Origin of the sequence: Bacteroides sp. OF03-11BH (assembly GCF_003604005.1) — a bacterium.
Lineage (GTDB): Bacteria > Bacteroidota > Bacteroidia > Bacteroidales > Bacteroidaceae > Bacteroides > Bacteroides ovatus.
Genome location: NZ_QTMW01000024.1, coordinates 21,624 through 42,962, shown reverse-complemented (window position 1 = coordinate 42,962; position 21,339 = coordinate 21,624). Strand labels below are relative to the sequence as shown.

The 21,339-nt window shown below is 40.7% G+C and carries 17 protein-coding genes and 1 pseudogene; 7 read left to right on the top strand and 11 right to left on the bottom strand.

Annotation, left to right across the window (positions count from 1 at the left end; genetic code table 11):
- Positions 1 to 70 precede the first annotated feature (70 nt).
- On the bottom strand, positions 71 to 2,896 hold the full coding sequence (uvrA, locus tag DXA54_RS17310) for an excinuclease ABC subunit UvrA (protein ID WP_120080191.1): 2,826 nt from the start codon (positions 2,894 to 2,896) through the stop codon (positions 71 to 73).
- A gap of 158 nt (positions 2,897 to 3,054) precedes the next feature.
- Between uvrA and DXA54_RS17305 the strand changes: the two genes are divergently transcribed.
- Positions 3,055 to 4,821, top strand: coding sequence for a LysM peptidoglycan-binding domain-containing protein (locus DXA54_RS17305; protein ID WP_120080173.1), 1,767 nt, complete (start codon positions 3,055 to 3,057; stop codon positions 4,819 to 4,821).
- 7 nt (positions 4,822 to 4,828) lie between these two features.
- The gene (locus tag DXA54_RS17300; protein WP_120080171.1) at positions 4,829 to 5,569 is read left to right on the top strand and encodes a porin family protein; all 741 of its coding nucleotides are present in this window, start codon (positions 4,829 to 4,831) and stop codon (positions 5,567 to 5,569) included.
- Positions 5,570 to 5,697: 128 nt separating this feature from the next.
- On the opposite strand, the gene DXA54_RS17295 is transcribed toward DXA54_RS17300, so the two are convergent.
- From DXA54_RS17295 to DXA54_RS17275, 5 genes are all read right to left on the bottom strand, one after another.
- Positions 5,698 to 6,141: a DUF4293 domain-containing protein gene (locus DXA54_RS17295; RefSeq protein WP_120080169.1), complete on the bottom strand. Its 444-nt coding sequence runs from the start codon at positions 6,139 to 6,141 to the stop codon at positions 5,698 to 5,700.
- 108 nt (positions 6,142 to 6,249) lie between these two features.
- Positions 6,250 to 6,585 carry a DNA-directed RNA polymerase subunit omega gene (locus DXA54_RS17290; RefSeq protein WP_004299989.1) on the bottom strand — a complete coding sequence of 112 codons (336 nt, stop codon included), beginning with the start codon at positions 6,583 to 6,585 and terminating at the stop codon, positions 6,250 to 6,252.
- Positions 6,586 to 6,599: 14 nt separating this feature from the next.
- Entirely contained in the window at positions 6,600 to 7,403 is an 804-nt protein-coding gene (locus tag DXA54_RS17285; protein ID WP_004299990.1) for an outer membrane protein assembly factor BamD, read from the bottom strand.
- A 330-nt stretch (positions 7,404 to 7,733) separates the two neighbouring features.
- Entirely contained in the window at positions 7,734 to 8,159 is a 426-nt protein-coding gene (locus tag DXA54_RS17280; RefSeq protein WP_032847305.1) for an amino acid-binding protein, read from the bottom strand.
- A 130-nt stretch (positions 8,160 to 8,289) separates the two neighbouring features.
- A complete protein-coding gene (locus DXA54_RS17275) occupies positions 8,290 to 9,588 on the bottom strand; it encodes a phenylacetate--CoA ligase family protein (protein ID WP_120080167.1) in 1,299 nt (432 codons plus the stop codon).
- A gap of 136 nt (positions 9,589 to 9,724) precedes the next feature.
- Here DXA54_RS17275 and uvrB point away from each other — a divergent pair, with 136 nt between their 5' ends.
- Positions 9,725 to 11,755 (top strand): excinuclease ABC subunit UvrB, encoded by a 2,031-nt coding sequence (uvrB, locus tag DXA54_RS17270; RefSeq protein WP_120080165.1) that lies wholly within the window; start codon positions 9,725 to 9,727, stop codon positions 11,753 to 11,755.
- Between the two features lie 399 nt (positions 11,756 to 12,154).
- Here the strand turns inward: uvrB and DXA54_RS17265 are convergent, their stop codons facing one another.
- On the bottom strand, positions 12,155 to 12,859 hold the full coding sequence (locus DXA54_RS17265) for an SGNH/GDSL hydrolase family protein (protein WP_004317900.1): 705 nt from the start codon (positions 12,857 to 12,859) through the stop codon (positions 12,155 to 12,157).
- A gap of 943 nt (positions 12,860 to 13,802) precedes the next feature.
- Between DXA54_RS17265 and DXA54_RS17250 the strand changes: the two genes are divergently transcribed.
- The 4 genes and pseudogenes from DXA54_RS17250 to DXA54_RS17235 all read left to right on the top strand — a co-directional run bounded on the left by DXA54_RS17250 (position 13,803) and on the right by DXA54_RS17235 (position 16,533).
- Complete coding sequence (locus DXA54_RS17250; RefSeq protein WP_004300005.1) at positions 13,803 to 14,438, top strand: vancomycin high temperature exclusion protein; 636 nt, start codon at positions 13,803 to 13,805, stop codon at positions 14,436 to 14,438.
- Positions 14,439 to 14,546: 108 nt separating this feature from the next.
- A pseudogene (locus DXA54_RS17245) lies at positions 14,547 to 15,353 on the top strand (KilA-N domain-containing protein).
- Between the two features lie 3 nt (positions 15,354 to 15,356).
- Positions 15,357 to 15,833: a hypothetical protein gene (locus tag DXA54_RS17240; protein WP_004303639.1), complete on the top strand. Its 477-nt coding sequence runs from the start codon at positions 15,357 to 15,359 to the stop codon at positions 15,831 to 15,833.
- 271 nt (positions 15,834 to 16,104) lie between these two features.
- Positions 16,105 to 16,533 carry an Hsp20/alpha crystallin family protein gene (locus DXA54_RS17235; protein WP_004300008.1) on the top strand — a complete coding sequence of 143 codons (429 nt, stop codon included), beginning with the start codon at positions 16,105 to 16,107 and terminating at the stop codon, positions 16,531 to 16,533.
- Positions 16,534 to 16,630: 97 nt separating this feature from the next.
- Here the strand turns inward: DXA54_RS17235 and DXA54_RS17230 are convergent, their stop codons facing one another.
- The 4 genes from DXA54_RS17230 to DXA54_RS17215 all read right to left on the bottom strand — a co-directional run bounded on the left by DXA54_RS17230 (position 16,631) and on the right by DXA54_RS17215 (position 21,336).
- Positions 16,631 to 17,746 carry an ABC transporter permease gene (locus DXA54_RS17230; RefSeq protein WP_004325722.1) on the bottom strand — a complete coding sequence of 372 codons (1,116 nt, stop codon included), beginning with the start codon at positions 17,744 to 17,746 and terminating at the stop codon, positions 16,631 to 16,633.
- Between the two features lie 77 nt (positions 17,747 to 17,823).
- On the bottom strand, positions 17,824 to 18,927 hold the full coding sequence (locus tag DXA54_RS17225) for an ABC transporter permease (protein ID WP_004300010.1): 1,104 nt from the start codon (positions 18,925 to 18,927) through the stop codon (positions 17,824 to 17,826).
- A gap of 2 nt (positions 18,928 to 18,929) precedes the next feature.
- On the bottom strand, positions 18,930 to 20,399 hold the full coding sequence (locus DXA54_RS17220; RefSeq protein WP_120080163.1) for an ATP-binding cassette domain-containing protein: 1,470 nt from the start codon (positions 20,397 to 20,399) through the stop codon (positions 18,930 to 18,932).
- Positions 20,400 to 20,430: 31 nt separating this feature from the next.
- Complete coding sequence (locus tag DXA54_RS17215; RefSeq protein WP_004325720.1) at positions 20,431 to 21,336, bottom strand: HlyD family secretion protein; 906 nt, start codon at positions 21,334 to 21,336, stop codon at positions 20,431 to 20,433.
- Between the last annotated feature and the right edge of the window lie 3 nt (positions 21,337 to 21,339).

The following is a 21,339-nucleotide window of genomic DNA, read 5'->3' as shown; positions in this document are numbered from 1 at the left end:
TAAAGAATATGATATGATAAGTGCCAACTCATCGAAGATTGTCCGATAAGTTGGCACTCTATGATTTAAATTAGAGACCCAGCTCTTCGCGAAGGAACTTAGATGTATATCCTTTAGGGCTCTTCGCAACTTCTTCCGGTGTTCCGTAACTAAGGAGTTCTCCCCCGCCCTTACCACCTTCAGGGCCCATATCGATAATATAATCCGCCATTTTAATCACATCCAGATTGTGCTCGATGACGATAACAGTATTACCTTTATCTACAAGCTTATTCAATACTCCCATCAATACACGGATATCTTCAAAATGAAGTCCGGTAGTCGGTTCGTCAAGGATATAAAGAGTTTTGCCCGTATCTCTTTTCGATAGCTCCGTTGCCAGTTTCACACGCTGGCTTTCTCCGCCGGAAAGAGTGGTAGAAGATTGCCCCAGTTTTATATATCCGAGTCCGACATCCTGCAAGACTTTAATCTTATTCAAGATTTGCGGCACATTTTCAAAGAATTCCACAGCACGGTTGATCGTCATGTCAAGTACATCGGCAATTGATTTTCCCTTGAAACGCACTTCTAGTGTTTCCCGGTTATAACGTTTACCATGACAAACCTCACAAGGCACATATACATCAGGAAGAAAATTCATTTCAATCGTCTTATAACCATTTCCCGTACATGCTTCACAACGCCCACCTGCAACATTAAAGGAGAAACGTCCCGGTTTATAACCACGAATCTTAGCTTCCGGCAGACCCACAAACAGGTTACGGATATCAGAAAACACACCGGTATAAGTCGCAGGATTGGAGCGTGGCGTACGTCCCAAAGGTGATTGATCCACATCTACTACCTTATCTATATTTTCCAACCCTTCAATCGAATCGTATTCCAAAGGATCTTGTAAAGAACGATAGAATTTCTGTGAAAGAATCGGCTGCAAAGTTTCATTAATCAAGGTGGATTTTCCACTTCCTGATACACCAGTTACACAAATCAGTTTACCCAACGGAAATTCAACATCTACATTCTTCAGGTTATTCCCCTTCGCTCCTTTCAGCCAGATAGATTTCCCATTTCCTTTTCTACGCTTGGCAGGGATTTCTATCTTCATCTTGCCATTCAGATATTGCGAAGTCATTGTATCTGTATTCAGCATCTCCTGCGGGGTTCCGGCGAAAACGACTTCGCCTCCGAGACGTCCGGCTTTCGGACCCATATCGATGACATAATCGGCAGCCAGCATCATATCCTTATCATGTTCCACTACAATCACGGAGTTCCCCATGTCGCGGAGTTCTTTCAACGAGTTGATAAGACGCAGATTATCACGCTGATGCAGACCGATACTCGGCTCGTCGAGAATATAAAGTACATTCACTAATTGCGAACCAATCTGTGTAGCCAAGCGGATACGCTGACTCTCACCACCGGAAAGACTAACAGAGCTACGATTCAATGCCAGATAATCCAGACCCACGTCCAGCAAGAACTTCAAACGTGTGCGAATCTCTTTCAGAATCTCCACCGATATTTTCTTCTGCTTATCGGACAGGAACTCATCCACCTTCATCAACCAGTCGTACAACTCGTTGATGTCCATATTCGCCAACTCATTGATATTCTTATCATGGATACGAAAATGCAAAGCTTCTTTATTCAAACGAGCCCCTTTACATTCGGGACAAACCGTTGTTTTGGCAAATTGTTCCGCCCATTTCTGTGCTGTTGCAGAAGCATCCTTTTCCTGCAACATCTGAATATACTTCACCACTCCTTCGTAAGTAACAAAGTAATCGGAGGAAGTACCGATCAGCGAACTCTTGATTTTAATCCGTTCATCAGAACCGTACAAGACTTCATCAATCGCATCGTCCGGTAACTCCTTTATCGGAGTTTTCAGTGTTGCGTCGTACTTCTCGAGCAAAGCACCGATTTGCCAGAAAATCATCGCATTCTTATATTTTCCCAAAGGTGCTATCGCTCCTTCATAAATGGAAAGTTCACGATCGGGAATCACTTTGTCCACATCAATCTGATTGACTACTCCCAATCCCTTACACTTCGGACATGCTCCTTGCGGTGAATTGAATGAGAAGTTATGCGGAGCCGGTTCACGATAAGACAATCCGGTGACGGGACACATGAGCCGCTTACTATAATGACGGATACTTTCAGATTGGGCATCCAGAATCATCATCAACCCATCTCCCTGGCGCATAGCGGTTGCCACACTCTGTTTCAAGCGCCGGTCATCTTTCTCCGCTACCACTAATTTATCAATAACCACTTCTACATCGTGATTTTTATAGCGGTCGAGTTTCATACCATGCGTGATTTCACGCACTTCTCCGTCCACCCGCACATACAGGTATCCTTTTTTACGTATTTGTTCGAAAAGTTCCCTGTAATGTCCCTTACGTGAACGAACTAGCGGAGCCAGCAGATATATTTTCTTTCCTTTATAATCTTTCAGAATCAAGTCCAGAATCTGCTCTTCGGTATATTTCACCATCTCCTCACCCGACAGATACGAATAAGCCACTCCCGCACGGGCATACAGCAAACGGAGATAATCATATATCTCCGTAGTCGTTCCTACGGTAGAACGGGGATTTTTATTCGTTGTTTTCTGTTCAATGGAGATAACCGGACTCAAACCTGTTATCTTATCGACATCCGGACGTTCCAGATTGCCCAAGAAGTTACGGGCATACGCTGAAAAAGTTTCGATATAACGACGCTGTCCTTCGGCAAAAATCGTATCGAAGGCTAAAGAAGATTTTCCACTACCGCTCAATCCGGTGATAACAGTCAAACTGTTACGGGGAATTTCGGCATCAATATCCTTTAAATTGTGCACGCGCGCACCGTACACATTAATATATTCTGTTTCCTGCATATTCATATCCTTCCATAAATGTTGCAAAATTAATGTTTCCGCCCGAAATATGCTCCTAAAAAAGCACAATATTATTTTCTTAACTCAAATCTTATGAAGATATAGGGCATTATTTGTACCTTTGTTCCTTGATTTCAAGAACCAATAGTTATAATTTGATGAAACCGATAAACCGTATATTCTTATTTCTGCTTTTTATAAGCGTTTCATATGCTATCAGTTATGCACAGGAAAACCAATCATATTTCTTGCATACCATCGAAAAAGGACAAAGTTTATACTCCATCTCCAAGATGTATAATGTCACTACATCAGACATCATACGTCTGAATCCTGGCTGTGACGAAAAGATCTATGCCGGACAGACAATCAAAATCCCTACAGGGAAAGAGAGTCAGAAGGGAGAAACATTCCATACGATTCAAGCCGGAGAAACACTATACAAACTGACAACCATGTATAATGTATCCGCCAAAGATATTTGTGAAGCAAACCCCGGTTTGAGTGCCGAAAATTTCCGCATCGGACAGGTCATCCTGATTCCGCAGAAAAAAGAAGAGCAAACTGCTACTGCAACTCAAACGCCTACCGAACAGACCACCATTCAAGGTCCTGTTGTGCCGAAATGCAAGGATATGCATAAGGTAAAACGCAAAGAGACTATTTTTAGCGTGAGCCGTGAATATGGAATCAGCGAGCAGGAGTTAATTGCAGCTAACCCGGAACTGAAAAAAGGCATGAAAAAGGGACAATTCCTTTGCATCCCTTACCCGGCAGCAACGACCGTGCAACCTACACAGAAGGAAGATCCTTACGCTATTCCTCCCAGCAATAGCGAGCTTTTCCGCAAAAGTAAAGAGACTCCCCAAAAGCTGTCTACCATTAAAGCAGCTTTATTGTTGCCTTTCCAGGAAGAGAAACGCATGGTGGAATATTACGAAGGTTTCCTGATGGCAGTAGACAGTCTGAAGCGTACAGGTATTTCTCTTGATCTATATGTATATGATTGCGGAAAAGAGGTTTCTACATTAAATACGATTCTTGCCAAGAACGAGATGAAAAGTATGAATATCATCTTCGGTCCGATGCATCAGAATCAAATAAAGCCATTGTCCGACTTCGCAGAGAAGAACGACATACGCCTGGTGATTCCTTTCTCTCAAAAAGGAGAAGAGGTATTCAACAACCCAGCTGTTTATCAGATCAATACGCCTCAATCTTACTTATATTCAGAAGTTTACGAGCACTTCACCCGTCAATTTCCCAATGCAAACGTTATCTTCATAGAACCGGCGAGCGTTGATAAAGAGAAAGCGGAATTTATCAGCGGCTTGAAACAAGAGTTGAAAAGTAAAGGAATTCCAATGAGAACCGTCAGTGAAAGCGCAACGAAAGAAACGTTGAAAGCAGCGCTCCGCAGTGATAAAGAAAACATCTTTATTCCGACATCAGGCAACAACGTCTTACTAATTAAGATACTTCCTCAACTGACGCTGTTAGTCAGAGAGAATCCTGCAGAGAATATTCATCTGTTCGGCTATCCGGAATGGCAGACCTATACCAGAGATCATCTGGAAAACTTCTTTGAATTGGATGTATATTTCTATTCTTCATTCTATACGAATACGTTGTTCCCGGCAGCTGTGCAGTTTACCAATGCTTACCATAAATGGTATAGCAAAGATTTGGCAAGCAAATACCCTAATTACGCAATGCTGGGTTTTGACACCGGCTTCTTCTTCCTGAAAGGATTATCGCTTTATGGCTCGGAACTGGAAAACAATCTGCCTAAAATGAACCTGACTCCTATCCAGACCGGATTCAAATTCGAGCGTGTAAACAACTGGGGAGGATTTATTAATAAAAAGGTGTTCTTCATACGTTTCACTAAGAATTTTGAATTAGTAAAACTTGACTTCGAATAATACGAAAATGATAAAGATAAAACCATTTTTGATCGCAACACTCCTACTTACAGGATTTGCCTTTCCTGCTGTCGCTCAAATCGGAGAAGCACGAAGCAATTTATCGGTAGGTATCAATGGAGGTGTCAATTTAAACAGTGTTTCTTTTACTTCTAGTATCAAGCAAAATAGCCTGATGGGAATTACCGGAGGTTTGACAGCACGTTATATATCCGAGAAGTATTTTGCTATGATTTGTGGTGCACAAATCGAGCTCAATATATCGCAACGAGGTTGGGATGAATTATTTGAAATAACAACAACTAATGCAGATGGATATGAGGTAACAGAAAAGGACCCTAGTAAAACTTATACTCGCAAAATGACCTATCTTGATATTCCTTTTCTTGCCCATTTGGCCTTTGGGAAAGATAGAGGATTGCAAGCATTTATAAATCTAGGTCCCCAAATCGGATTCCTAATTAGCGAATCAGAAACAATGAAAGGTATAGATATGAATGATGTGAGAACTAATAGTCCCCAGAAAGCCGTGTACGGAGTTAAGATTCAAAATAAATTTGACTATGGTATTGCCGGTGGCGGGGGTGTAGAACTTAGAACAAAGAAAGCAGGTAGCTTCATTGTTGAAGGTCGCTATTACTTTGCCTTGTCCGATTTTTACAGCACTACAAAGAAAGATTTTTTTGCCCGTGCAGCACACAGTACAATTACCATAAAGCTCACATATTTATTTGATTTGAAGAAATAATCCCTCTTTCAAGGAGGAAGAGATTAAAACCTCTTATTTAAAAATCCTATTCACAACGAACTAAAAAAATCCCCACTAACTCTAAACGAATTAGCGGGGATTTCTATTTCTGGGAGCTTTAGTCCTTTTTATCGTAATCTATCCGCAGCTTTTACCATCACCTCATCCCGTCCGATAGCACGGATAGCCAGTATATTCAGGATGATAGAAACAAGTGGCAAACACAATGCCCAGCCTATACGGAACATATTTTCATCATTCTTCAATGCAAAATAAAAAGCAAGGGCAGCAATGTAATAACCTACCAATAATAAGCTATTGAAAATTGTCATGCGAATCTGCAACATACGGTTCTTATACAAAAAGATAGTAGCCACAGACACGATGGTGCTAACCATCAGAATTCCGAACAAGCCCCATGTAGACTGAATAGCACCGTTTACTTCCAATCCTAACGCCTTAAAAGGATGTTCTCCCATTGCGTCAATGAAGTAACCCATCGGCAAACACATGGCTGTAATCAGCAATCCTACAACAATCAATAAATAAACAGTTTGAATTCGTTGAATCATAAGTATTCTAAATAGTAGTTGAGTTAAACAATAATAGCCAAGCAATAAGGAGCAGGGATAATCATCCCACTTACTACTTGACTATCAAATTCTTCGTCAGAAAATAAATTACTGAAGTTTTTCTTTCTCCTTAGCCGGATTTCTATAATATATTTTCCCTTCGATGTATTCTTGCGTAGCAATCAAGTCCGGTTTCGGCAATTTCTCATAATAACGAGAAATTTCGATTTGCTCTCTATTTTCAAACACTTCTTCCAAATTGTCATTGTAAGAAGCAAACTCTGCCAGTTTCTTAGAAAGATCGTTTTTGATTTCTACACTGATCTGATTAGCACGCTTACCAATAATGGCAACTGTTTCATAAACATTACCTGTATCAGCACAGAGTTCCATCATATCACGGGTTACTGTTGTAGCAGGAGCATTTGTTTTTTTGTAGTCCATAAATCTATTTAAATTTAGTCTTTAATTACTTTCTGTGATTCATTGAATATCTTCTCGGCTTCTTTCAAATATTTACTTTCAGGAAATTCATTCTTAAAAGCGTAATATTCATCAATCGTTTCGCGGTAACGATCCATCTTCTTGTCTTCAACGCTATAGATAGCCATTTCGTGTCTTGCACGCAGAACCAAAATGGAAAGTTCTTCACGATAATCAGTATAAGGATAATCCTTCAATGCATTTTGAGCTGTAATTACACAAGACTCATAGTTATTGCCCAAATAATTACCCAGATTATAATATAACCTTGCTGAATAAAGCTCTTTCAAAACCAGTTTATCCTGTAAAGCAAAAATCATATCCTGTGCTTCCTGCTTCTTTGTGCTGTTCGGGAAATACTCCATGAACATCTGCAATTGCTGGATAGCCTGATAAGTGCTTGACTGATCCAAACGTGGTTCCGGAGTATCCAGGAATAAAGCCTTACCTGCATGGAAACGTGCCAGTTCAGTAAAAGTACCACGAGGATATGTATTGAAATAGGTGATAAATGTCTGGGCAGCTGTCTGATAATCTTTCTGATTATAGTAGCTCATTCCCAACATATACAAAGATTCTTCCGCTTTATCGGTTCCTTTCAGAATGGTTATCAACTCATTCAGCAACGTAGCTGAACGATTATACTGTCCCTTCGCAAAATAGTTTTTGGCGGCTTCGTACTTGTATTCGTAATCGGTGCTTTTCAGCAATTTATTATACTCCCCACATGATGTAAGAGTAGCCGCCGCAAGCAAAGTTATAATGATATTTTTCTTCATCCTATTTAAAAATAATGCGCAAAGTTACTTATTCGCTGGGAATTTAGCAATTAATCTGTGTTTTTTAATACATAAAAGGCGTTAAACATCGACAAAAGGAGAGAAAATGACGTCGAATTACAAACGACAAACTATAAACAGCAGATTATAAACGAATCACAATAGTGACGGTATGTGTTCGGGATAGTAACGGTATCGTTGGCATATACCGTCGCTATCTTCACCGGATAGCGTCACTATATTTATAGTAAAAACGGTAAGCAATTGCGTTGTCCTTGAATTGGATAACACAACTGTTTACCGTTCATTATTTATTGCTCACTGTTATATTTACAGTTTATACAAATCACTTGCAGCCAGTAAATCGACTTTCTTTTCTTTCAATACCTCGATACATTTATCCAGGTTGCTGGGGCGAATCACTACATTTGCAATATGGTTATTGGCAAACGAATACATATATTCAATAAATACACCCTCTTCTGATAAATATCCCAGCACTTTTGCCAAAGCACCCGGCACATTGGGACAGCTTATACCTACTACATCAGTCACATTCACTGCAAAATGATTATCTTTTAAAGCTTTGTATGCTCTATCCGGATCGGATACAATTCCACGCAAAATACCAAAATCAGCATTTTCGGCAATGCACAAGGCAGAAAGATTGATATTTTCTTTCGCCAGCACTTCAGTCACTTCCGTCAAACGGCCTGACTTATTTTCCAAAAAAATAGAAAGTTGTTTTGCTACCATATTTATTAAAGTATTAAGTAATAAGTATTAAGTATTAGGTAACAAGCATTAGGTATTAGGTAACAAGTATTACCGTAGTTCCAAGATCACCCGCATGGTCAATACTTAATACTTAATACCTAATACTTATTTACATTTTTCTGTTATCAATTACACGTTTCGCTTTACCTACGCTGCGTTCAATGCTGCGAGGCTCTACCAGTTTCACGTTGACTCCCAGTCCGAGTACGCTTTGCAAACGTCCTCCCAGTTTCTTCTTCAAAGCCAGCATTTTGTTGATCTCATCCGAATAGAATTCCGGACGTACTTCAACCTGGAGTTCCATTGTATCGGTATTGTTTTCACGACCTACTATCAACAAATAATGCGGTTCAAACTCTTCCATTTCAAGAATGACTGATTCAATCTGCGTCGGGAATACATTCACACCGCGGATAATCAACATATCATCACTACGTCCCAAAATACGATCCATACGTACCAATGTACGGCCACAGGAACATTTATCATGATGCAAGGCCGTCAAATCACGCGTACGGTAACGAAGCAACGGCATACCCTCTTTGGTTAAATGAGTAAATACCAGTTCGCCCGTTTGACCGGATTCCACCGGTTGCAATGTATTCGGGTCGATGATTTCCGGGAAGTAATGGTCTTCATTCAAGTGAGTCCCGTGCTGACATTCGCACTCGTACCCGACACCCGGTCCGGCAATCTCACTCAAGCCATAAATATCGTATGCTTTGATTCCCAGCTTTTCTTCTATCTCATGACGCATATTTTCCGTCCAGGGTTCTGCACCGAAAGCACCGACTTTCAGTCGGAATTCTTCACGCGGCAAACCGGAATCTTTGATTGCATCTGCCAGATAAAGCGCATAGGAAGGAGTACAACACAGCACGGTCGATCCGAAATCGTGCATCAAGGTTATCTGTTTTTCCGTGTTACCACTGGACATCGGAATAACAGAAGCACCAATATTTTCGGCTCCTGCATGTGCTCCCAATCCGCCCGTGAACAGTCCGTATCCGTATGATACCTGAAAAATATCAGAACGCCCCGCTCCATAAGCGGTAAAAGCACGCGATATACATTCCGCCCATGTAGACAAGTCCTTACGGGTATATCCGACAACCGTCGGTTTTCCGGTTGTTCCGGAAGAAGCATGAATACGTACAATTTGGCTCATCGGCACGGCACAAAGTCCGAACGGATAATTATCTCTTAAATCATGTTTCGTGGTAAACGGCAATTTTACAATATCATCAATACTATTGATGTCATCGGGAGTAATCCCCATTTCCTGCATCTTCTTTCGATAGAAAGGCGTGTTGTGATAAACGTAATCTACTATTTTCTTGAGTCGTATGCTTTGAATCTTGCGAAGACTTTCGCGGTCCATACACTCAATGCTCTCATTCCAAATCATTATGTTTCTGGTATTACTAGTTGTATGAATCTGTTTTTTGATATTAATATGTTGCAAAGTAAAGGATTTATTTGGAAAAATGATTTGTTATCTCGATTATTTTACCGAATATTGCTCCACTTTTTAGGATTTAACTATGAATTATGAACTAACATCAGCTTATAAACCTACCGGAGATCAGCCGGAAGCTATAGCACAACTTACTGAAGGGGTCCTTCAGGGAGTTCCCGCACAGACTTTATTGGGAGTGACCGGGTCGGGAAAAACATTTACCATTGCCAATGTGATCGCCAATATCAATAAACCCACCTTGATTTTGAGCCATAACAAAACACTGGCTGCCCAGCTCTACAGTGAGTTTAAAGTTTTTTTCCCAAACAATGCGGTAGAATATTACGTTTCTTACTATGATTATTACCAGCCGGAAGCTTATCTGCCGAACAGTGATACATATATAGAGAAAGATCTCGCCATCAATGACGAAATCGACAAGCTCCGGCTCTCTGCCACTTCCGCCCTACTCTCCGGAAGAAAAGACGTGGTAGTGGTTTCTTCCGTATCTTGTATCTACGGTATGGGAAATCCTTCGGACTTCTACAAAAATGTCATCGAAATAGAACGGGGACGGATGATGGACCGCAATGTGTTTCTACGTCGTTTGGTAGACAGTTTGTATGTCCGCAATGATATCGACTTGAACCGTGGCAATTTCCGAGTCAAGGGCGACACGGTGGATATTTATCTGGCTTATACCGACAACCTGCTCCGCGTCACCTTCTGGGGGGATGAAATTGACGGTATCGAAGAGGTAGACCCTATCACAGGAGTCACTATCGCACCATTTGACGCCTATAAGATTTATCCGGCCAACCTGTTCATGACTACCAAAGAGGCTACTCTCCGTGCTATTCATGAAATAGAGGATGATTTGACCAAGCAAGTAGCTTTCTTCGAATCTATCGGCAAGGAATACGAGGCCAAACGATTGTATGAGCGAGTAACTTACGATATGGAAATGATTCGGGAATTGGGACATTGTTCCGGAATTGAGAATTATTCCCGTTATTTCGACGGCCGTGCTGCCGGTACCCGCCCCTATTGTTTGCTCGATTTCTTTCCGGATGATTTCCTGATCGTTATCGACGAAAGCCACGTAAGCGTACCCCAAATCCGTGCAATGTATGGAGGAGACCGTGCGCGAAAAATCAATCTTGTGGAATATGGTTTCCGATTGCCTGCCGCTATGGACAACCGTCCGTTAAAATTTGAAGAGTTTCAGGAGATGGCAAAACAAGTAATCTACGTCAGTGCTACACCGGCGGATTATGAATTGATTCAGTCGGAAGGAATTGTCGTGGAACAGGTGATTCGTCCTACCGGTCTGCTTGATCCTATCATCGAAGTACGTCCGAGTCTCAATCAGATTGACGATTTAATGGAAGAAATCCAGCTCCGTATTGAAAAAGAAGAACGCGTACTCGTCACTACACTAACCAAACGAATGGCAGAAGAACTGGCAGAATATCTTCTTAATAATAATGTGAGATGTACCTATATCCATAGTGATGTCGACACACTGGAACGTGTGAAGATTATGGATGATCTCCGGCAAGGAGTTTATGACGTACTTATCGGGGTCAACCTGCTTCGTGAGGGTCTCGACCTTCCGGAAGTGTCTCTCGTCGCTATTCTCGATGCAGACAAAGAAGGATTCCTCCGCTCCCACCGTTCGTTGACACAAACTGCGGGACGTGCCGCGCGTAATGTGAACGGTAAGGTAATCATGTATGCTGATAAGATGACGGATAGTATGAAACTGACGATTGATGAAACGAACCGTCGCCGCGAAAAGCAGTTGGCATACAATGAGGCAAACGGAATTACCCCGCAACAGATTAAAAAGGCCAGAAACTTGTCTGTATTCGGTAATGCAAAAGAGGCAGATGAGCTGTTGAAAGAAAGACATGCTTATGTAGAACCTTCTACTCCGAATATCGCAGCAGATCCGATAGTGCAGTATATGAGTAAAGCGCAGATGGAAAAGAGTATCGAGCGTACCCGCAAACTGATGCAGGAAGCAGCCAAGAAACTTGAATTTATCGAAGCCGCACAATATCGTGACGAATTATTGAAACTGGAGGACTTGATGAAAGAGAAATGGGGATAAAATTTCCCCTTTGTTCACTTATTATAGCCTGATTGCTAAGGGCTGAAACTCTTAACAAACCTGTAACTTCGCATTTAGTCTATTAATTAGTGTTATAAAAACACCAATTAAGGGCTGATAATTTGCAAAGTTACCGGAATCCCGTATCTTTGCACTGTGTTTTTCATAGTATTAGATTTAAGGTTAACAAAGGTTGGAGCAAGGCGTTGCTCCTTTTTTTATGTCTATACGTCACCTTCAATGAAAAATATAAAATTGAAAAGACATAATGTACCACTCTCTAAAGCATAAATTAAGGAGGATTGCAGATATAGACTGATCGTTCATTACGACTGAATCTATTCATGCAATCCTCCCATTTCTTATAGTTGGATTATTCCTACTTCAAGCGATGATAAATCAAAGAGCCTTCTCTATGGCATTTTTAATCAACGGTTCCATAATATCATACCCTTCGCTCGTTGGGTGAACTCCATCTTTAGTATATTGAGGATTCAAGGCCTGATTTTCGTCAACCACCATTGCCTTGTAATAATTAACAAACGGAATTTTATTTGCTTTTGCATAAGCCTCTATCCGATCATTTAAAGATTTAATTTTCTGCGGAACATCTTTTATTTCCATTCTCCACTTAAATGCAGCAGCAGGCAATACGGAAGTCAAAATTACTTTTATTTTATTTGCTTTTGCCAGTTCCGCCATAGAAACAATGTTTCCGAATGTATAATCTTCATTATACGCTTGTGTATTTTCAGCGACATCATTTGTTCCGGCATTAATCACCACTAAAGCAGGAGAAAGATTAATCACATCTTCCCGGAACCGTAACAAGAATTGATAGGAAGTCTGCCCACTGATTCCACGGCCAATGTAACCATTTGATTTGAAAAAATCCGGATGAGTCCTTACCCATCCTTCCGTAATGGAATTTCCCATAAAAATAACCCGTTTGTCTTTCTTTGTCGCTTGTGGAAGTGCAGCATTTTCTTTTGAATAACGACGTAGATTAGCAAAATCATTTTTCTGTGCATAGCTTTCTCCTATCGAGAAACTCAAGCAAACAACAGCCAATAATATCCATTGGCCCCATCTTCTTTTATTCATGTTTATATTAAGTATTAGTAATATTATATTTCATGCAAAGATAAAAAGAAAAGCGATGCACTATACTTTGTATGGCCATTTTTTGTGCATTTCCATGCCATAATGTGCTGATAAATGTCAGACGGGAGAGATTTTTTCTGCATATTTGTTATTGTTTTCAGTTTTCCTGCAAAAATACGCCATACGCGGGGAGCTTCTAAACTCATCGGTTCTTTTCAGTTGGTTTCGGTTCTAAATAGTCATATACGTTCGCATATTAATAACCTTTCTTTGGGGAAGCAAAAGTTAGAGGCTCCATTTGCTTGAAACAAAGCCTCTGAATGTATCAAACGGAGGCTCTGCCGCATGAGTTTAGAGCCTCCATTTGGGGGATAAAAAAGCGCCTTTTTGCCGAACGCATAGTGGAACGCTCTCCAAAGGCAGATAACTCGCTATATGGCAGCCGGTTACACCTACCTAAAAAAGTCCCCCTTGAACACTTACCGGTATTATTATAAATATATAAATAATAAACTATATATTAAAATATATAGTTCGATTTTTCTATTTTTTGAATCTTTATAACGCAAATCGCATGTGCTAAAATTTATTTGTAGCTTTGCTTTTTTCGAATAAATTCAGCTGTTAAATCAGTTCATAGTAATTATTAAAAAAGTTGATGAAGAAAGAAGAATGGAGCATCCACATTTGTCTATCGCCCAAAACATCGAATAACCGTTAAGGCGAAGGTACTTTTTCTTAATCAATGTTATATAACATACGTTTTTTCTTGGATTATTTGCTAATTTCACGATAGTCCGTATCTTTGCACTGTGTTTTTCATAGTATTAGATTTAAGGTTAACAAAGGTTGGAGCAAGGCGTTGCTCCTTTTTTTATGTCTATATGCTTGATTTCCTAAAAAAGAATGGTATTTTTGTGAAGTCACAATTATTATCCGAAACATGAAACGCAAACTGCTTTATACCACTCTAATAATTGCTATCCTGTGTGTAATCAGCATAGTTGTATGTAACAGGACGATCAAGAAACACACAGTCTCCAAACTATATACGGAAGTAAATACCATCCCTTCCAACAATGTAGGATTACTTCTCGGAACTTCTCCCAAGTTGAAAAGTGGAAATAACAATTTATACTTCGATTATCGGATTCTTGCAACAGTGGAGTTATATAAAGCCGGAAAAATTAAATATATCCTCATCAGCGGCGATAACCGTAAAGAGGATTACAATGAACCGGAAGAAATGAAGAAAGCACTCATGCAAAAAGGTATTCCTGAAAAATCCATTTATTTAGATTATGCCGGATTCCGGACTCTCGACTCTGTTGTACGTGCCAAAGAAGTGTTTGGACAAAATCGTCTGACCATCATCTCCCAACGTTTCCATAACGAACGAGCGATCTATCTTGCAGAGAAAAATGGAATAGACGCCATCGGGTACAACGCCCCAAATGTAAATGCTTATGCCGGACTGAAAACTAACATCCGGGAATTACTTGCAAGAGTCAAAATGTTTATAGATTTAGGTATAGATAAACAACCTCATTTCTTGGGAGAGAAAATAATAATTGAATAAGCGAGATACCTCCGATGCATGGAAGTGAGTTTAACATATTCTGAATAAAAAGTGATATACGTTTCTTTATTCCCAAATATAGCTCTACCTTTACTGAAAAATCAGAATATGGCAAAGATTACAGTTCAGAAAACAGATGTTACTATCCTAAAAATCAACGATACAGATTACATTTCCTTAACCGACATAGCTAAATACAAGACGACAGATGCCAATGCTGTTATTGCCAACTGGCTACGTAATAGAATGACCATTGAATATTTAGGATTATGGGAGATATTGTACAACCCCCATTTTAAACCCCTCGAATTCGAGGGGTTTAAAAAAGAAGCAGGACTAAATGCGTTTACTCTTTCCCCTCAAAAATGGATAGAAACCACCTGTGCTATTGGAATTATATCCAAATCAGGACGATATGGGGGCACTTTTGCTCACAAAGACATTGCATTCAAATTTGCAAGTTGGATTTCCGTTGAATTTGAATTATACATAGTAAAAGAATTCCAACGTCTCAAAGAGCAAGAGCAAGCTCAACTTGGTTGGTCGGCAAAGCGAGAATTATCTAAAATTAATTACCATATTCATACTGATGCAATCAAACAACATCTTATCCCTCAAGAAATCACTTCACAGCAAACATCTATGATTTATGCCAGCGAAGCTGATGTCCTTAATGTAGCCATGTTTGGAATGACAGCCTTAGAATGGCGGGATACACACCCTGATTTAAAAGGAAATATCCGCGATTATGCCTCAATCAACGAACTTATCTGCTTATCAAATATGGAAAACTAAAATGCAGTTTTCATAAACGAAGGTTTGGCACAAAAGGATAGACTCATCAAATTAAATCAAATAGCAATTCAACAAATGAACATATTAGAAGATATTAAAAATAAAAAGTTATTGAAATAATTTATGGAACAACAAATTCAACTCAACGATCACAACAAGCAGGAATACCCTCCTATGCATACAGCAGAGCATTTACTCAATGCCACCATGGTGAAAACCTTTGGCTGCCCACGTTCTCGCAATGCCCACATCGAAAGAAAAAAAAGCAAATGTGACTATATACTTTCGTCATGTCCGACAGCGGAACAAATCCAGTCTATTGAAGATAGAGTGAACGAGGTAATCAGTCAGAACCTACCTGTGACTGTTGAGTTTATGACTCATGAACAGGCCAAAGATATTGTAGATTTAAGTAAGCTACCTGCCGATGCAAGCGAAACTCTTCGCATTGTCCGCATTGGAGATTATGATGCCTGCGCCTGCATCGGATTGCATGTATCCCATACTTCTGAAGTGGGTACCTTCAAAATCATTAGTTATGATTATGACGAAGAAAGGCAAACACTAAGAATAAGGTTCAAACTGATCGAGAAGAAGTAAACAGGTTATCAAATTAATATCTATCTTATATAAAATAAATAAAAACAGGATACATTTTGTCATTTATATTGCAAAAATGACATTATAAAAATGACAAATAGACAATTTTAGTCTCTAAAATCTCTTGGCATAAGGTTTGCATTTATAGAAGCGAACAACGGTTCGAGAGCGGACGATGGAAGGCGGGATAACCAATACCATCGGAAGTGAAAATGCCGAAGTTCTAAATTTATTAATTGAATGTTTAACTTAAAGATAGGAGACTAAAATTATGATGCCTGTTAGAAGAACTCAAAGTTGGTTACCAAGTATCTTTAATGATTTCTTTGATAACGATTGGATGGTAAAAGCAAATGCTACTGCACCTGCAATTAATGTTTTGGAAACAGAAAAAGAGTACAAAGTGGAATTGGCTGCTCCTGGTATGACGAAGGATGATTTCAATGTTCGCATTGATGAAGACAACAACCTCGTTATCAGCATGGAGAAGAAGACTGAAAACAAGGAGGAAAAGAAAGACGGTCGCTATCTGCGTCGCGAATTCTCATACTCTAAGTTCCAGCAAACAATGATTCTACCGGACAATGTGGACAAAGAAAAAATTGCTGCATCCGTAGAACATGGTGTTTTAAACATCGAACTTCCGAAACTCTCTGAAGAAGAAGTGAAGAAGCCAAATCGGCAAATCGAAATAAAGTAATACGGTAACCACTTGCTGTTCACCGGAAACGGTGATAAGAAGTAATAAAACAGCTCTTTCCCTGAAAAGGAAACGAGCTGTTTTTATATTATTATCCTTAGTTATTCTTCCGATAACTAATCACTGCCCAACTATTAAACACTACTGCAAAAAACAACAATACTCCAAACTGTGGCAGTAAATCAAAGAAACCACTCCCCTTTAAATACACCATTCGCATCACTTCCATAAAATACCTCAAAGGATTGAGCCTAGTAATTAGTTGAGCCCATTCCGGCATACTGCTAATGGGAGTAAACAAACCACTCATCAAAATTACAACCAACAAACAGAACCACATAACAAACATAGACTGTTGCATCGTTGCCGAGTAGTTGGAAATAACAAGTCCGAAACCGGACATTACCAGAACGAAAAGAACTGCGAAAAAGTAAATCAATAGAAAATGACCGACCGGCACTATGCCATAAATTAACCAGGCTAATATGAAACATACAGTCAGCACCACAAAACCAATCAACCAGTAAGGCAAGAGCTTTGCCAAAATAAAGATAAACTTCGGAACCGGCGTCACATTGATTTGCTCAATCGTTCCTACTTCCTTCTCGCTAACTATATTCAATGCAGGCAAGAAACCACAAATCAAAGTTAATAACATGACCATCAATGCCGGAATCATATAGAGTTTATAGTTCAGATTCGGATTAAACAACCCCTGTGTATCAATGCCTATCGAAGGGAAAGCACCGGAGACTGTAGCAGTTGTAGGATATTCCGAACGCAGCTCGGCTGCATAATCATTAATAATAGAAGATAGATAAGAACTCCCCAGCCCTCCTTTTGTCCCATTCACAGCATTGGCTGCTATCAGTATGTGGGTATCTTCTCCATTCATCCAATCCCGTTCCAGATGCCGCGGAATTTCCATCACAATATCCGCCGTTCCAATTTCAATATTCCGTAGGCCTTCTTCATACGAAGCCGGCACTTCCACCAGACGGAAATAGGTAGAGGCGGCAATCTTATTGACTAAACGTTGTGAAATAGCCGAATGGTCATTATCCACAATATTCAGCTGTATATTCTTGATTTCCAGATTTACCGCCCAAGGCATCAGCAGCATAATCATGCATGGAAATACAAGAATCAATTTCGGAAGAAACGAATTGCGAAGCAATTGTTTAAACTCTTTTTCTATCAGGAACTTTATCATAAATAATTCTTCCATTTATCAATCTGCCCATTAGCACACTGTATAGTATTCATACAGCCAATTGGCATATCGACATATTATTCCAATCTATACTTAAATTTCTTGATACTGATCGTAATAAGTACCGTCGCCATCAATAACAAGATACCAATCTCTTTATACACCAATGCAACTGGTACTCCTTCAATCATCAGTTTACGCACAGCCTGTATATACCAACGTGCCGGAAGTATATCCGAGATCCATTGAAGTATCACCGGCATACTCTCTATAGGGAAAATCATGCCCGATAAAAGCATTGTGGGCATCATCAGCATCAATCCGGAAACCAGCATGGCCGCAACCTGTGTACGTGTGACTGATGAAATCAATAAGCCCAATGCCAATGATACGAAGATAAACAGCAAAGATACCGTGATTAACCAGAACAAACTTCCTACCACCGGAACATCCAACACAAAGACCGAAAGCAAAAGGATCGTTATCAGATTGACGAACGACAGCACAAAATAAGGTACAGCCTTTGCCAAAATAATAAATAGCGGCTTCACAGGTGAAACCAATAATACTTCCATCGTGCCTGTTTCTTTCTCACGAACAATGGAAATCGAGGTCATCATGGCGCAAATCAGCATCAGGATCAAGCCCATCACTCCCGGAACAAAGTTATAAGCACTCTTCATCTGCGGGTTGTAGAGCAATTTGATATCAGGAGTCAGGCGGGCAGCCGACATATTCGGGGGAATCATCTCCTGGCCTACCATAGAAACGATTCCTGTCGCATAATTAACTTGCGAAGTCGACATATTGGGATCTGTTGCATCTACTATCAGCTGTACACGAGCATCACCCGTATAGAGATCATCCGCAAACCGTTCGCTAAAGACAATCGCCATATCAACTTCATTCTTTAGGAAAGCAGCTTCCATTTCCTGGGGCGAATGAAAACGTGCAGTAACGGTGAAATACTCACTGGCATCCAAACGATCAATTATTTTTCGCGTTACCACATCATTAGAAGGATCGAGCACCGCCAACCGAACATTCTTCACTTCCGTGCTGATAGCAAAACCGAATAGAATAATTTGCACGACAGGCATCCCCAACAAAATCAGCATGGTTCGCCGGTCACGGAAAATATGATAAAACTCTTTCTTTATAAAAGCTATAAACTGTCTCATAATCAATCTGCTTTGCGCACCGCACCGCGGGCTAATTTCTGAAAAACGTCATCCATCGTTTCCGCACCGAATTGTTGTTTCAGACGGGCAGGTGTATCAAGTGCTTTTATCTGACCGTCCACCATGATAGATATCCGGTTGCAATATTCCGCTTCATCCATATAATGGGTAGTGACAAACACGGTAATACCCTGATCGGCTGCCTGATAGATCAATTCCCAGAACTGTCTTCTCGTAGCAGGATCTACTCCGCCTGTCGGCTCATCCAGAAAAACGATTCTCGGTTCATGGAATATTGATACTGAAAAAGCCAATTTCTGTTTCCATCCCACCGGAAGGCTCTTCACCAGAGTATCCCGTTCGGCAGTAAGCTCCAAACGATCCAACAATTCTTCCGTCTTCCGTTCTATGTCTTGTTCCTTCATGCCATAAATTCCGGCAAACAGACGGATATTCTCCCACACTTTCAGGTCTTCATATAGCGAAAACTTTTGGCTCATATATCCGATATGTTTCTTAACTTGTTCGGCCTCCCGGTAAATATCATATCCTGCCACCTTCCCGATGCCTGATGTCGGTTTACTTAATCCGCAAAGCATACGCATAGCTGTCGTCTTTCCTGCTCCATTAGCACCCAGAAAGCCAAATATCTCGCCCCGGTTCACCTGAAAGGAGATATGATCTACTGCAGTAAAATCTCCAAAACACTTTGTCAACTGTTCCACTTCAATGACCGGAGCTACTTCATGCTTCACTTCCTCCCGCTCCAAAGAAGGAGGGCAAAGGATAGACGCAAATTGATGAAGAATACGTTCCGGGGTATCAATGCCATGAATCTGTCCATGATTGATGAAAGCAATCCGGTCACATTGCCGGGCCTCATCCATGATAGGAGTAGAAACGACAATGGTAATACCCTGTTCCCGTAAGTTTCGGAGCATTTGCCAGAATTCCTTACGCGACACGGGATCTACTCCGGTAGTAGGTTCATCCAGGAATAAAATATCCGGTTTATGAATCAAAGCACAGCTCAATGCCAGTTTCTGCTTCATACCACCTGACAAAGCCCCTGCCCTTCTTTTCCTGAACGGTTCTATCTGTTGATAGATATCTTTAATTAAATCATAATTCTCCTGAACTGTCGTATGGAACACGGTAGCAAAAAACTCCAGATTCTCTTCTACCGAAAGATCCTGGTAAAGTGAAAAACGACCGGGCATATATCCCACCTTCGTACGAATCTGTTTATAATCCGTTACCACATCCAGCCCGGCAACTATGGCCGTTCCTTTATCCGCCAGCAACAAAGTAGTCAGAATACGGAATAAGGAACTCTTACCGGCACCATCAGGCCCTATCAGCCCAAAGATTTCTCCCCGTTCCACAACGAAAGAAACGTCTTTCAGCGCCTCCACTGTTCCATAGTTCTTGCCGACTTCTTTCACAACCACTATGGGTTCTTCCTTTGCCATTCCCTTGCGTTTAATTTTTAATCTTCAATTTTTAATTTTTCAATGTCACTCCTCCGTACATGCCAATCTTCAATGCTCCGTCATTCTTCACGGCAATTTTCACTGCATATACCAGATTAGCACGTTCGTTTTTCGTCAAAATCGTTTTGGGAGTGAACTCCGAACGGTCGGAAATCCAGGTCACTACCCCCGGATAAGCTTTCTGCTCCGAGTTTCCATAATCAGCATACACAGTTACCTCATCTCCCAGTTTCACTTGCGACAACTGTTCGGAGGTGATGTAAGCCCTCAAATACATGCGATCCACTTCAGCCACTTTAAACAGCGGTTTACCTATTGCCGCCAATTCACCGGCTTCTGCATATTTTGCCAATACGGTACCTTCAATAGGCGACTGGACATGACATTTAGCTAATTGATCCTCCATCTGTGCAACTTGTATGGCAACCGAATTTCCTTGTTCTATCAGGCTGTTCGTACTATTCTGCAATGACGATTCCTGTGCGACAAGCTGCCTTTCAAGCAATTTGACTTGTGCGTCCCAGTCGTCCAACTGTTTCTGATTCGCCGCTCCAGCGGCAAGCAGGTTTTCCACGCGTTTCTTTTCACGTTCTGCTGTTGCTATTTGCTGTTTGGTAGCAGCTATCTGTTTAGCAAGATCCGGACGTTGGCTTTCCACTGATTTCATACTGGCCTCCAGTTGTAATTTCTTCAAATACAATTGCACCGTATCCACCAGCCCAATCTCCTCACCTGCTTTCAGTCTTGTTCCCTCTTCTACCTCCAGTCGCAACAGCTTTCCGGCAGCTTCGGCAGAGACTATCACTTCCGTGGCTTCAAACGTGCCGGTTGCATCATAGCCGGGTATTCCCTTACCACAAGCAGCCAACATAATCAATGCCACTCCATACATTCCTATCTTTGTCATTCGTTCCATATC